Below are 11,771 nucleotides of genomic sequence, written 5' to 3'. Positions count from 1 at the left end.
AGTCTTTTGCGGACGAAGTCAAAAGACTCGTTGCTAAAGGGTGGCCCCCGATATATTGGATATCGGAGGTCAGGCGAGCGCTTTGCGAACAGCCGCCGGCATCGGCATCACGTGCTTCGCGAAGGGCCGCCGATGTCCGATGTAGCGCAGCTGGAGCGCCGGATCGTCGAGGTAGCGCTGCTCCAGCCCGTCCTGTCCGAGCACCAGCTTCAGCCCGCGCCCGAGCATCGACGGCGAGTCGAGCTGGAAGCGGTCGCGCAGCACGTCGGCAGCCGCGTGGTCACCGAACTCGAGTGCTGCCCGCCGGACGGACTCGACCGGCACCATCAGGTACGGCTCGTCGGCGCGAACGCCGTCCTGATGCGGGATGCCGAACGCGGTCAGCGCCTTCTGGTGCGCTCCGCCGTCGAGCCCGAGGTAGTACTGCTCCCAGTCGCTGACCTGGATCTCGCCACTCCACGTGCGCACCGGTGCTGTGACATCTCTGGGGACATCTCCGGGGACTTCCCCTGGCGCCGCCGCCGCGCCAGATGATGCACCGAATGACGTGATCGCCGCGATACCGGCAGCCGTGAACACCTGGCGTCGAGAAAGTCTCACGACGCACCCTCCTCCGAAATCCCGCAGTTCCCCGCCGCGGGGCTACGGAATGCTAGCGAAGGTGATACCGGGTGCGACGGGGCCAGTGCGGGACAAAGTGCGGTCCGTCAGGGGGAGCGTTCCGTCCAATGCCGCGAGCACAGCGTCACGGGCGAGCGGCAGCACCTCGGCCACGGTGACGTCCCGGCCGAGTTCGTGCGAGAGCGAAGCGACGCCCGCGTCCTTGATGCCGCACGGGATGATGTCGCCGAACGCGTCGAGGCTCGCGTTGCAGTTGATTTCGAAGCCGTGCATGGTCACGCCGCGCTGCACGCGGATGCCGATGGCGGCGACCTTGCGCTCCGGACCGCGGTCGTCGGCGGGAATCCACACGCCGCTGCGGCCCTCGACCCGGCCGGTGTGCACGCCGAGCTGGTCGCACACGTCGATCAGGCCCTGCTCGATGCGGCGCACGTACTGCACGACGTCGATCGGCTCTGCCAGGCCGACGATCGGGTAGCCGACCAGCTGGCCGGGGCCGTGCCAGGTGATCTTGCCGCCGCGGTCGACGTCGACGACCGGGGTGTCGCCACCGCGCGGCCGTTCCTCGTCGAGAGTGCGGCGCCCGCACGTGTAGACCGGCGGGTGCTCCAGCAACAGCAGCGTGTCGGGCCCGGTGCTCTTGGCGCGCTCCTCCGCGATCTCCTTCTGGAGGTCCCACGCCGCCATGTAGTCGATGAGCCCCAGCTCACGGACGACGACGGGGTCTGACGAGGTGCGGCACGAGTTCACGACCCGACGTTACCAACCCCAGAAGCAGTGCGGCCACGAGACCAACGCCCGTCACACCCAGCACCGCGCCGATGACGTCGGTGACCCAGTGCATCTCCAGCACGACCCTGGCGAACCCGGCCACGAGCACTGCCAGGGCGGCCCACAGCACGCCTCGTTTCGCCAGCACGACCATCGTGAACCCGACCGACGCGACGGCGACCGTGTGCCCGCTGGGGTAGCTCGGCAGATGGTATTCAATCGGCCGCACACGATCGAACAGCCAGCGCGTCAGCAACGTCGCGCAGCACAGCGCGTGCAACGCCAACGCCTTCCACAACCGCAGATCGCGCCGTCGCCACGCGAGCACGAACAGCACCGCCGCGAACGCCCACCCGATCGTCGGCCCGAGGATCAGGCCCACGACGTATGCAGTCGTCCGCAGCCAATCTGGCCGTGGCATCACGTCGTGCACCCACACGTCGAGCCCGGTGACCTCCGGCATGCCGAGCAGGATCCAGGAGATCATCAGGAGAGCGGCGACAACTCGAGTCATGCCACCGCCGCGCTCAGTGCGGCCGGCAGCGCGGGATGCATGAAGTGGAAGCCGTGGCTCTCCAGCACCTTCGGCGTGAGCCCCGGCCCGCTCAACAGCAGCTCCTCCGCCATCTCTGCACCGAGCAACGTCTTCAACGCGAATGCCGGCACCACCCACGGCGTCGGCCGGTTCAGCGCCGTGCCGACGGCCTTGGTGAACTCGGCGTTCGTCACCGGCGTCGGGCCGGCGACGTTCACGGGCCCGCGGATGTCGTCGTGCTCGACGACGAACCGGTACGCGGACACGACGTCGTCCAGCGACACCCACGGGAAGAACTGTTCACCCGTCCCGAGCTTGCCGCCCAGGAAGAACTGGAACACCGGCTTCAGGCGGCCGAACACACCACCGGACGGTGAGATGACGACAGCGGTGCGCATGAGCACGACCCGCACGCCGCCTTCCTGTGCCACCGAGGTCGCCGCCTCCCAGTCCTGGGTGAGCCGCGACATGAACGTGTGCCCGCCGGGTGCGCTCTCGTCCGCGAGCCGCGTCCCGGTGTCTCCGTAGAAGTGAGCGCCGGACGAGCTCACCAGCGCCGGCACGCCGTGCTCGACGACCGCCGCCGACAGCACCTCGGCCGGCACGACCCGGCTGTCGTGCAGCACCTGCTTGCGCGCGTCGTCCCACCGCTTGTCGCCGATGCCCGCGCCACACAGGTTGACGACGGCGTCGACGCCGTCGAACGTGCCGTCGTCGATGCGCCCGGCGTACGGGTCCCAGCCGCGTTCGTCCGGCGCGACGGCCTTGCGGCGCACCAGCCGCAGCACCTCGTGACCGGCGGCGCGCATCGACGCCACGAGGCTCGTTCCGATCAGGCCCGACGATCCCGCGATGACAACTCGCATGCCTAGATCGTTCCGCACTCAACCATCGCCTGCACAGCAGGAGCCAAGCGCAAGGGTGCCGAATGTGCCGAAGGCCACCCCGGCGAACCGGGATGGCCTTCGAAGCAATATCCGATATATCAGAGGCCGAGGTCGGCCTCGAACGCGCCTTCCTCGAGACGGTTCTTGACCGTCGTCAGGAAGCGGCCCGCGTCCGCACCGTCGACCAGGCGGTGGTCGTAGGTGAGCGCGAGGTACATCATCGAGCGGATCGCGATGGTGTCGTCACCGTTCTCGTCGGTGATGACGACCGCACGCTTCTTCACCACGCCGACGCCCAGGATGCCGACCTGCGGCTGCTGGATGATCGGGGTGTCGAAGAGCGCGCCGTTGCTGCCCAGGTTCGTCAGCGAGAACGTGCCACCCGTGAGCTCGTCCGGGGTGAGCTTGTTCGAGCGGGCGCGCGCGGCCAGGTCACTGATCTTGTGGGCGATGCCCGACAGGTTCAGGTCACCGGCGTTGTGGATCACGGCGTTGAGCAGGCCGCGCTCCGTGTCGATCGCCAGACCGAGGTGCTCGGCACCGTGGTAGGTGACCTCCTTGCGCTCCTCGTCGATCGACGCGTTGAGCACCGGGTGGGCCTTGAGCGCCTCGATGGCGGCCTTGGCGAAGAACGGCAGGAACGTGAGCTTCGCGCCCTCACGAGCCTCGAACGCCTTCTTCGCCTGGTTGCGCAGGCGGGCGATCTTGGTGACGTCGACCTCGAACACCTGGGTGAGCTGGGCCGACATCTGCAGCGACTCACGCGTGCGCTGCGCGACGATCTGGCGCAGACGCGGGAGCTTCTGCACGGTGCCGCGCTTGCCCGAGTTGTCGACCGCGGCCGGGGCGGCGGTGCGAGCGGCGGGGGCAGACGGGGCAGCGGCGGGCGCCGGGGCCGGAGCCGGGGCCTTCTTGGCCTCGACGGCGGCGAGCACGTCCTGCTTGCGGATGCGGCCGCCGACGCCGGTGCCCTTCAGCGAGCCCAGGTCGATGCCGTTCTCCGACGCGAGCTTGCGCACGAGCGGAGTGACGTACGGCGTGCCGTTCGCGTCGTCCGAAGAGGACGGTGCGGCGGGCGCCGGAGCCTGCGGGGCCGGAGCCGGAGCGGCCTGCGGGGCCGGTGCCTGCTGCTGCGGGGCCGGGGCCTGCTGGGGAGCGGGCGCCGGTGCGGACTGCTGCGGCTGCGGCTTGGACTCCGGCGCGGGAGCGGACTGCGCCGGGCTGCCCGAACCGATGACGGCGAGCTTGCCGCCGACCTCGACGGTCTCGTCCTCACCCGCGGTGATCTCGAGCAGCGTGCCCGCGACCGGCGACGGGATCTCGGTGTCGACCTTGTCGGTCGAGACCTCGAGCAGCGGCTCGTCGACCTCGACACTGTCGCCGACCTGCTTCAGCCAGCGGGTGACGGTGCCCTCGGTGACGGACTCGCCGAGCGCGGGCATGGTCACGTCGGTGCCCTCGGCCGAACCACCGGACTGGGCCGGGGCCGCAGCCGGGGCGGCTTCCTGAACGGCCTCGGCGGGTGCGGCGGAAGGCTGCGTCTGCTGTGACGTTTCCTGGGGTTCGGGCGCGGACTCCTGGGCGGGAGCCGGTGCGGGGGCGCTTTCGGCACCGCCACCGTCACCGTCGCCGATGACGGCGAGCTCGCCACCGACCTCGACGGTGTCGTCCTCCTGCGCGACGATCTTCTGCAGGACGCCCGCCGCCGGGGACGGGATCTCGGTGTCGACCTTGTCGGTGGACACCTCGAGCAACGGCTCGTCCACCTCCACCCGGTCGCCTTCCTGCTTCAACCACCGGGTGACCGTGCCCTCGGTGACGCTCTCACCGAGTGCGGGCATCTGGACGGAGAAGGCCATTGTTCGCTGACTCCTCGTGCTCTCGTGTGGCTGACTTGGATGGGGAACGGTCAGCCGTGCACGTGCAGCGGCTTGCCGGCCAGGGCGAGGAAGGCCTCGCCGAGGGCTTCAGTCTGGGTCGGGTGGGCGTGGATCAGCGGAGCCACGTCCTCCGGGTAAGCCTCCCAGCTGTAGATCAGCTGGGCCTCACCGATGAGCTCGCCGACGCGCTCGCCGACCATGGTGACGCCGACGACCGGGCCGTCGGGAGCCTTGACGAGCTTCACGCCACCGGAGGTCTTGAGGATCTGGCTCTTGCCGTTGCCCGCGAGGTCGTAGATGAACACCTCGGCGGAGCCGTACTTCTCCTTGGCCGCGGCCTCGGAGAGACCGACGGAGGCGACCTCGGGCTTGCAGTAGGTGACGCGCGGGATGCCCGCCTCGTCGATCACCTTCGGGTTCTGGCCCGCGATCTCCTCGGCCACGAAGATGCCCTGCTGGAAACCGCGGTGCGCGAGCTGCAGGCCCGGCACGATGTCGCCGACGGCGTAGACGTTCGGCAGGTTCGTGCGCAGGCGCTCGTCGGTGATGACGAACCCGCGGTCGATCTGGACGCCGGCCTCCTCGTAGCCGTGACCCGCGGTGTTCGGGCCGCGGCCGACCGCGACCAGCAGCAGGTCGGCGTCGAGGACGTCGCCGTTCTCCAGCGTGATGGACACGCCCGAGTCGGTCTGCGTGGCGCCGGTGAACTTCACACCGGTCTTGAACTTGATGCCGCGCTTGCGGAACGCGCGCTCGAGCTGCTTGGACGCGTACTCGTCCTCGGCGGGCACCAGACGGGGCAGCGCCTCGACGATGGTCACGTCCGCGCCGAACGAACGCCACACGCTCGCGAACTCCACACCGATGACGCCGCCGCCCAGGACGACGACCTTCTCCGGGATGAAGTCCAGGTTGAGCGCCTGGTCGCTGGTGATCACCCGGCCGCCGATCTCCAGGCCGGGGAGGCTCCGCGCGTACGAGCCCGTCGCGAGGACGACGTTCTTGCCGACGTAGCGCTGGCCGTTCACCTCGACGGTGTTCGGGCCGACGAACGTGCCCGCGCCCTCGACGAACGTGACCTTGTTGGCCTTTGCCAGACCCTGCAGTCCCTTGTAGAGACGCGAGATCACGCCGTCCTTGTACGAGTTGACGCCGGCGATGTCGATGCCCTCGAGCGAGCTCTTCACACCGAACTGGTCGCCTTCGCGGGCGTTGTCCGCGACCTCGGCCGCGTGCAGCAGCGCCTTGGTCGGGATGCAACCGCGGTGCAGGCAGGTGCCACCCAGCTTGTCCTTCTCGACCAGGACGACGGACAGGCCGAGCTCGGCCGCGCGGAACGCGCAGGCGTAGCCACCCGATCCACCGCCGAGGATGACGAGATCGGCGTTGGTGGCCGACTCCAGTTCCGGCGAAGTCACTTCGGATCTCCTCGGGATTACTTACTACGCGCGGGTGCGCGCGAGGTACGCGGCCATCTTGTCACTAGTTCCCCGAGCATGGTGATCCGGCATGGGCCACCACGCCCGAAACTGATCATTCACCCACTCATAACACCCCTACCTGGCACCATGGTGGAGGGAAGCGCTGGAGGTGCTCGATGGGGTTGTTCGATCGTTTTCGCAGGAAGCCGCGCCCAGGTGTGCTGCGAACCGCTTCCAACCAGGACACGAGCCACCTCGAACACTGGGCGGCGAGCCGCCAGGGCGTCGAGGCCTATGTGGAGCCGAAGACCACGGTGACCGAAACCACTGTGGTCCTGGTCGCTCACGACGGCGAGTGGACCCGCCGCCGCGTCGCCTCCCCGGACGCCGCGCGCTCGTTCGCCCGCAAACTCGGCATGCCGATCTACGACGCCGGCATCGTGGGTTACCCGAAGCGCATGCGCGACTACACCGCGCGCAAAAAGGCCGCCGGAGATCTCTAAGCCTTCACCGTCGGCTCGTGCCGGACGGGGAAATTGACGCTCGCCGCGATGAAGCACATCGAGTGCGCTTTCTCGTGCAACGCCTGAGCCGTCTCCCTGGTCTCGGGATCGGCGACGGACACGACGGGGTTCAGCGTCACCTCGGTGAACCGCCCGGACCCGTCGGGGTGCTCCGCCATCGTGCCGGTGGCGTGGTCGCGGTAGTCGGTGACGACGACGCCGTTGACCGACGCCAGGTGCAGATACCAGAGCATGTGGCACTGCGACAGCGAGGCGACGAGCAACTCCTCGGGGTTGTACCGGCTGCGGTCACCCCGGAACGACGGATCCGACGACCCGAGAATCGTCTCTTTGCCCTCGGCCAGAACTTCATGCGCGCGTTCATACGCCTTGTACCCGGAAGTCCCGCTACCGGTGTTTCCGGTCCACACGACATCGACCTCGTACTGATGCGTCCCCATGTGGAAATCCTCCTCTCGCCGAGCCTGTCGACCTAGCCCTGAGAGACGCACGTCTCCGTTCAGCCGCCGCCCGTTCGCGCCACCCCGAACCGATATATCAGTTCCACGCCCGTCCTGACCTGCCCCTTAGCAATGACTCTTTGGACTTCGTCCGCAAAGGTCTCGTTGCAAAGGCTCGCTGGGTGTGGCCCGCCGCGGCGCGGCGGAGGGATGGAGGAGGCGTCGTGTGCCGTCGTCAGGCCCGTGTGGCGAGGCAGCAGTTGGCGACGGGAAAACTGATATATCGGTTTTGGGAACGCGTTTGCGCACACCCGAAATAGAACGGGCGGAGCCCCCGAAAGGACTCCGCCCGTGTGAAAAGCGAGGAAACTCAGCCGTTGGCGGCGATGTCCGCCAGCACGGCCGCGATGGTCCGCACCGGAACGCCCGTGCCGCCCTTCGTCGTGTACCCGTACGCGCCACCCGTGTGGTACGCCGGGCCCGCGATGTCGATGTGCGCCCACTGCACGCCCTCGGCCACGAACTCGCGCAGGAACAGACCGGCCGCGAGCATGCCGCCCCAGCGGTGCCCGGTCACGTTCGCCAGGTCCGCCAGGCGCGAGTCGAGGTCCGCGCGCAGCTCCTCCGGCAGCGGCATGGCCCAGGCCGACTCGCCGACGGCGTTGCCGATCGCGGCCACCCGGTCGCGGAACTCGTCCGAGCCCATGACGCCCGAGGTGCGCTTGCCCAGCGCGACGACCTGCGCGCCCGTCAGTGTCGCGGTCTCGATCAGGTAGTCCGGGCCGTCCTCGCACGCGCGCACGATGGCGTCGGACAGGATCAGGCGGCCCTCGGCGTCGGTGTTGAGCACCTCGACGGTCTTGCCGCCGTACATGGTCAGCACGTCGCCGGGGCGGTAGGCGTCACCGGACGGCATGTTCTCCGCCATCGGGATCGACGCGGTGATCTCCAGCGGGTACTTGAGCTTCGCGGCGAGCACCATGGTCGCGACGATCGCGGCGGCACCGGCCATGTCGGAGGTCATCTCGTCCATGCCCAGCGCCGGCTTGATCGAGATGCCGCCGGTGTCGAACGTGATGCCCTTGCCGACGAGCGCGACCTTCTTGACGGCCTTGGCGCCCTTGTAGGAGATGCGCACCAGGCGCGGCTGGCGCGTGGAACCCCCGCCGACGCCCAGGATGCCGCCGAAGCCCTGCTTCTTCAGCGCCTTCTCGTCGAGCACCTCGACGTCGAGACCGGCAGCCGTGGCGAGCTTCGCGGCGCGGTCGGCGAACGAGCCCGGGTAGAGGTCGTTCGGCGGCGTGTTCACGAAGTCGCGCGTGATCGCGACGGCCTCGGAGATCGCGACGGCGGCCTTCAGCGCGGCCTTGTTCTCCTTGGACGAAGCGGCGACGAGGTCGACCTTCGCGACCGCGCCCTCACCCTTCTCCGACTTGTACTCGGTGAACGAGTAGGCGCCGAGCAGCGTGCCCTCGGCCGCGGCGACCAGGTGCAGGGAAGCGAGCGTGTTCACCGCGCGCTTCTTGCCGGCCAGCGCGCGGGCGGCGACACCGGACGCGCGGCGCACCTGCTCCTCGCCCGCGGTCTTGCCGAGACCGACGGCCAGCACCAGCGGCGCGGCCAGCTTGCCGAAGGTCGGCACCTTCACGAGCTCGTCTGCCTTGCCGGACGCGCGGAGGGTGCCGAGCACGTCGAGCAGCGCGCCGTCGAACGCGGCGTTGACAGCTTCGGCACCGGGCGCGAGCTCCAGACCGTCCGCACCCTGCAGGGTGCCCACGACGACTGCGTCCGCGGCGGTGGTGCTCAGGTCACCCTCGGTGAGGGCCAGCTTCGGGGCTGTCACGTGCTGCTCCAGGGTTGTGCGTGCAGAGGGGGCTCGGAATCGTGACCCATGCTAAAGGTCCGTTCGTCCACCAACGCCGTGCCCCGCCACGTTCGACGCAATCCGTGACGTTGACAGTTGCTCACGGTGGCGATTCGCCCGTTTCACGTATCAGTCGACCGGGTGGTTACGGCCGGATGCCGCATCTGAGAATGTGTACCGGTGACCCACAAGCCACGCGAGATCGTTGTCACGGTCGCGCTCGGTCTTCCCGCGGTGCTCGGAGCGGGGGTCTTCGCCGGATTCGCCCCTGCCGCAGGTCTTGCGGGCTGGTGGCTGCTCCCGGCGCTGGCCATCTCCGCGTTCGCCGCGCTGTGCTCGGCTTTCTCGACCGCCGACCAGTCCCGCGCCTACCCGGACGTCGGGGGCGGTTACGGATACGTGCGCGCGCAGCTCGGCGTATGGCCCGCCCGGATGACGGCGAGCGCCCACCTCCTCGGCCGGTGCGCGATGGCGGCTGCGGTGGCGTTGATGTTCGGCGCGTATGTGGTGCCGGACCAGCCGGTGATCGGCGCGCTGGCCCTCATCGTCGCCACGGCGCTGCTCGGCGCGGTCGGTTTCCGCTTCACCGCCGGCGTCAGCGTCCTGGTGTCGCTGGTGGTCCTCGGCGTGCTGGCGCTCGTCGTCGCGTCGAGCTTCTCGATCCCGCCGGTGCCGTCGGCGGGGGAGACGGGCACGGTCAACGAGCTCGTCGGTGTCGCTGCCCTGATGTTCATGGCGTTCACCGGTTTCGAACGCATCACCGCCCCGCACCGCGGCGAGCAGCCGCACTCGCCGTCGACGTTGAAGGTCGCGATCCCAGTCCTGATCGGACTGTCCTTCGTGGTCTATCTGGCCGTGGGCGCCGGTGTGCTGCGTCAGCTCGGCAGCGCGCGCCTCGCCTTGTCGCCCGCACCGCTGCGAGACGCGCTCGCGGCGGCGGACGCGTCCGCGTTGGTGCCGCTCGTGCAGATCGCCGCGGCGGTGGCCGGTGTGGCCGCGCTGCACTTCGTTCTCGCCTCCGCGCACCGCACGTTGACCGGGCTGGTCGAGGACGGCGACCTGCCGACGCGCCTCAAGTCCGGTGTGCTGTCGCTCGTCGTGGCCGTCGGCGGTGTCCTCGCCGTGGTGCTGATGCCGTTGGCGACCGCACTGGGTGTGGCGGCGTGCGCGACGTTGTTCTACTACGCCTTCACGAACGCGTCGGCCCGCGTGCTGTTGCAGAACGACCGCACGTGGCCGATGCGCACCGCCTGCCTCGGCCTCGGTCTGTCGGTGCTGCTCGCGATGAGCACGCCGGTGCCCGCGCTGCTGATCTCCCTGGCGGGTCTGGGCGCGGGCACGGGGCTCATCGGCCTGACGGCGTCGCTCAGAGCGTCACTGAAAGGAAAACGAGAAGCGTCACGCCAACGCACACCGCAAGCCCGAAGACGCGACCGTTGTCGGACGGCTTCTCCTTGGTGATGGCCCAGTAGCAGACGAGGAAGATCGCGGCCGCGAACACCGCGCCCACCACTCCGCCGACTCCTCCGAGCACCCAGCCGTCGAGAAGAGTCATGCCGGTGCCCAGAACGAGCAGTGCGGCCTGTAAGACGGTGCGGACGTCGGCACCCGTTGAAGATCGTTCCGGCTCGGTCATGGAAGGGCACTCTAGTCATTCCGACTTAGTAGGACGTCCGAGTTTTGAGAAGACGATTTTCCGTATCCCGACCAGCGGGTTACCGTGCTCACATGACGAGCGAGTTGCCTTTCACCCGGACTCCCCACCCGCACCCGGCGACCCCGGAGCGCGTAGCGGAGGTACTTGCCAAGCCGGGCTTCGGGCAGCACTTCACCGATCACATGGTGACGATCCGCTGGAACCGCGAGAAGGGCTGGCACGACGCTGAAGTCGGCCCGTACTCCACCCTCGCACTGGACCCCGCGGCAATGGTGCTGCACTACGGCCAGGCGATCTTCGAAGGGCTCAAGGCCTACCGGCAGCCCGACGGTTCGATCGCGTCCTTCCGCCCTGAGGCCAACGCCGAGCGCTTCCGCGCCTCGGCCCGCCGCATGGCGATGCCCGAACTTCCCGACGAGCTCTTCCTGGAGTCCGTGCGGCAGATCCTCGCGGTCGACAGCCGCTGGGTGCCGTCGGCCGAGGAGGAGTCCCTCTACCTGCGGCCGTTCATGATCTCCACGGAGAAGGGCCTCGGCGTGCGACCCGCGTCCGAGTACCTCTACGTGCTGATCGCCTCCCCCGCCGGCTCGTACTTCGCGGGCGGCGTCCGCCCGGTGAGCGTGTGGCTCTCGACCGAGTACGTCCGCGCCGCTCCCGGTGGCACCGGCGCCGCCAAGTTCGCCGGCAACTACGCCGCGTCCCTCGTGGCGCAGGCACAGGCCGCCGAGAAGGGCTGCGACCAGGTCGTCTGGCTCGACGCGGTGGAACGCCGCTGGGTCGAGGAGATGGGCGGGATGAACCTGTTCTTCGTCTTCGGCGACAAGGTCGTGACGCCCGAGCTGACCGGCACGCTGCTGCCCGGCATCACCCGGAGCTCGCTGCTGCAGCTCGCCTCCGACCTCGGTCTGTCCGTGGAGGAGCGCCGCATCTCGACCGAGGAGTGGGAGAAGGCCAACGCCTCCGGTGAGCTCACCGAGGTCTTCGCCTGTGGCACGGCGGCGGTCATCACGCCGGTCGGCCACGTCAAGCACGCCGGTGGCGAGTTCGACATCGCCGACGGCGGCACCGGCTCGGTGACGATGAAGCTGCGCGAGCGCCTGACCGGCCTCCAGCACGGCCACGTCGCCGACTCCCACGGCTGGATGACTGTGCTCCACTCCTAGGGCTCCAG

Annotated in this window: 12 protein-coding genes; 3 read left to right on the top strand and 9 right to left on the bottom strand. The window is 69.0% G+C overall.

Annotated features, from left to right (window positions below; all coding sequences use genetic code 11):
* Positions 1–69 precede the first annotated feature (69 nt).
* The 6 genes from ACFOWZ_RS22815 to lpdA all read right to left on the bottom strand — a co-directional run bounded on the left by ACFOWZ_RS22815 (position 70) and on the right by lpdA (position 6,112).
* Positions 70–468 carry a hypothetical protein gene (locus ACFOWZ_RS22815; RefSeq protein WP_382375607.1) on the bottom strand — a complete coding sequence of 133 codons (399 nt, stop codon included), beginning with the start codon at positions 466–468 and terminating at the stop codon, positions 70–72.
* A 174-nt stretch (positions 469–642) separates the two neighbouring features.
* Positions 643–1,371: a lipoyl(octanoyl) transferase LipB gene (gene lipB, locus ACFOWZ_RS22810; RefSeq protein ID WP_382375605.1), complete on the bottom strand. Its 729-nt coding sequence runs from the start codon at positions 1,369–1,371 to the stop codon at positions 643–645.
* The gene (locus ACFOWZ_RS22805; RefSeq protein ID WP_382375603.1) at positions 1,328–1,906 is read right to left on the bottom strand and encodes a phosphatase PAP2 family protein; all 579 of its coding nucleotides are present in this window, start codon (positions 1,904–1,906) and stop codon (positions 1,328–1,330) included. The genes lipB and ACFOWZ_RS22805 overlap by 44 nt, the downstream gene beginning before the upstream one ends.
* The gene (locus ACFOWZ_RS22800; RefSeq protein WP_382375601.1) at positions 1,903–2,793 is read right to left on the bottom strand and encodes a TIGR01777 family oxidoreductase; all 891 of its coding nucleotides are present in this window, start codon (positions 2,791–2,793) and stop codon (positions 1,903–1,905) included. Before ACFOWZ_RS22800 ends, ACFOWZ_RS22805 begins: the two co-directional genes overlap by 4 nt.
* Positions 2,794–2,912: 119 nt before the next feature.
* Entirely contained in the window at positions 2,913–4,673 is a 1,761-nt protein-coding gene (sucB, locus tag ACFOWZ_RS22795) for a 2-oxoglutarate dehydrogenase, E2 component, dihydrolipoamide succinyltransferase (protein WP_382375599.1), read from the bottom strand.
* 50 nt (positions 4,674–4,723) lie between these two features.
* Positions 4,724–6,112: a dihydrolipoyl dehydrogenase gene (lpdA, locus tag ACFOWZ_RS22790; RefSeq protein ID WP_382375597.1), complete on the bottom strand. Its 1,389-nt coding sequence runs from the start codon at positions 6,110–6,112 to the stop codon at positions 4,724–4,726.
* Between the two features lie 179 nt (positions 6,113–6,291).
* On the opposite strand from lpdA, the gene ACFOWZ_RS22785 reads away from it, so the two are divergent.
* The gene (locus ACFOWZ_RS22785; RefSeq protein WP_382375595.1) at positions 6,292–6,618 is read left to right on the top strand and encodes an oxidoreductase; all 327 of its coding nucleotides are present in this window, start codon (positions 6,292–6,294) and stop codon (positions 6,616–6,618) included.
* Here ACFOWZ_RS22785 and ACFOWZ_RS22780 read toward each other — a convergent pair.
* Together ACFOWZ_RS22780 and ACFOWZ_RS22775 are read right to left on the bottom strand one after the other, a co-directional pair.
* Positions 6,615–7,079, bottom strand: a complete 465-nt coding sequence (locus ACFOWZ_RS22780) for an OsmC family protein (RefSeq protein WP_382375593.1) — start codon at positions 7,077–7,079, stop codon at positions 6,615–6,617. The genes ACFOWZ_RS22785 and ACFOWZ_RS22780 overlap by 4 nt on opposite strands.
* 370 nt (positions 7,080–7,449) lie before the next feature.
* Positions 7,450–8,922, bottom strand: a complete 1,473-nt coding sequence (locus ACFOWZ_RS22775; RefSeq protein ID WP_382375591.1) for a leucyl aminopeptidase — start codon at positions 8,920–8,922, stop codon at positions 7,450–7,452.
* Between the two features lie 201 nt (positions 8,923–9,123).
* Here ACFOWZ_RS22775 and ACFOWZ_RS22770 point away from each other — a divergent pair, with 201 nt between their 5' ends.
* Positions 9,124–10,404, top strand: a complete 1,281-nt coding sequence (locus tag ACFOWZ_RS22770) for an APC family permease (RefSeq protein ID WP_382375589.1) — start codon at positions 9,124–9,126, stop codon at positions 10,402–10,404.
* On the opposite strand, the gene ACFOWZ_RS22765 is transcribed toward ACFOWZ_RS22770, so the two are convergent.
* Positions 10,310–10,579: a hypothetical protein gene (locus ACFOWZ_RS22765; protein WP_382375587.1), complete on the bottom strand. Its 270-nt coding sequence runs from the start codon at positions 10,577–10,579 to the stop codon at positions 10,310–10,312. The genes ACFOWZ_RS22770 and ACFOWZ_RS22765 overlap by 95 nt on opposite strands.
* Positions 10,580–10,671: 92 nt before the next feature.
* On the opposite strand from ACFOWZ_RS22765, the gene ACFOWZ_RS22760 reads away from it, so the two are divergent.
* On the top strand, positions 10,672–11,763 hold the full coding sequence (locus tag ACFOWZ_RS22760; protein ID WP_382375585.1) for a branched-chain amino acid aminotransferase: 1,092 nt from the start codon (positions 10,672–10,674) through the stop codon (positions 11,761–11,763).
* Positions 11,764–11,771 lie beyond the last annotated feature (8 nt).

Source organism: Lentzea rhizosphaerae, assembly GCF_042649515.1.
GTDB lineage: Bacteria > Actinomycetota > Actinomycetes > Mycobacteriales > Pseudonocardiaceae > Lentzea > Lentzea aerocolonigenes.
Note: the sequence above shows the minus strand (reverse complement) of the source record. Positions and strands in the feature narration are given on the sequence as shown.

What these genes read in the sequence shown, in the direction of transcription:
- ACFOWZ_RS22805 (WP_382375603.1), bottom strand. Translation starts at nt 1,906, where the DNA reads ATGACTCGAGTTGTCGCCGCTCTCCTGATGATCTCCTGGATCCTGCTC.
- ACFOWZ_RS22800 (WP_382375601.1), bottom strand. Translation starts at nt 2,793, where the DNA reads ATGCGAGTTGTCATCGCGGGATCGTCGGGCCTGATCGGAACGAGCCTC.
- sucB (WP_382375599.1), bottom strand. Translation starts at nt 4,673, where the DNA reads ATGGCCTTCTCCGTCCAGATGCCCGCACTCGGTGAGAGCGTCACCGAG.
- ACFOWZ_RS22785 (WP_382375595.1), top strand. Translation starts at nt 6,292, where the DNA reads ATGGGGTTGTTCGATCGTTTTCGCAGGAAGCCGCGCCCAGGTGTGCTG.
- ACFOWZ_RS22780 (WP_382375593.1), bottom strand. Translation starts at nt 7,079, where the DNA reads ATGGGGACGCATCAGTACGAGGTCGATGTCGTGTGGACCGGAAACACC.
- ACFOWZ_RS22765 (WP_382375587.1), bottom strand. Translation starts at nt 10,579, where the DNA reads ATGACCGAGCCGGAACGATCTTCAACGGGTGCCGACGTCCGCACCGTC.
- ACFOWZ_RS22760 (WP_382375585.1), top strand. Translation starts at nt 10,672, where the DNA reads ATGACGAGCGAGTTGCCTTTCACCCGGACTCCCCACCCGCACCCGGCG.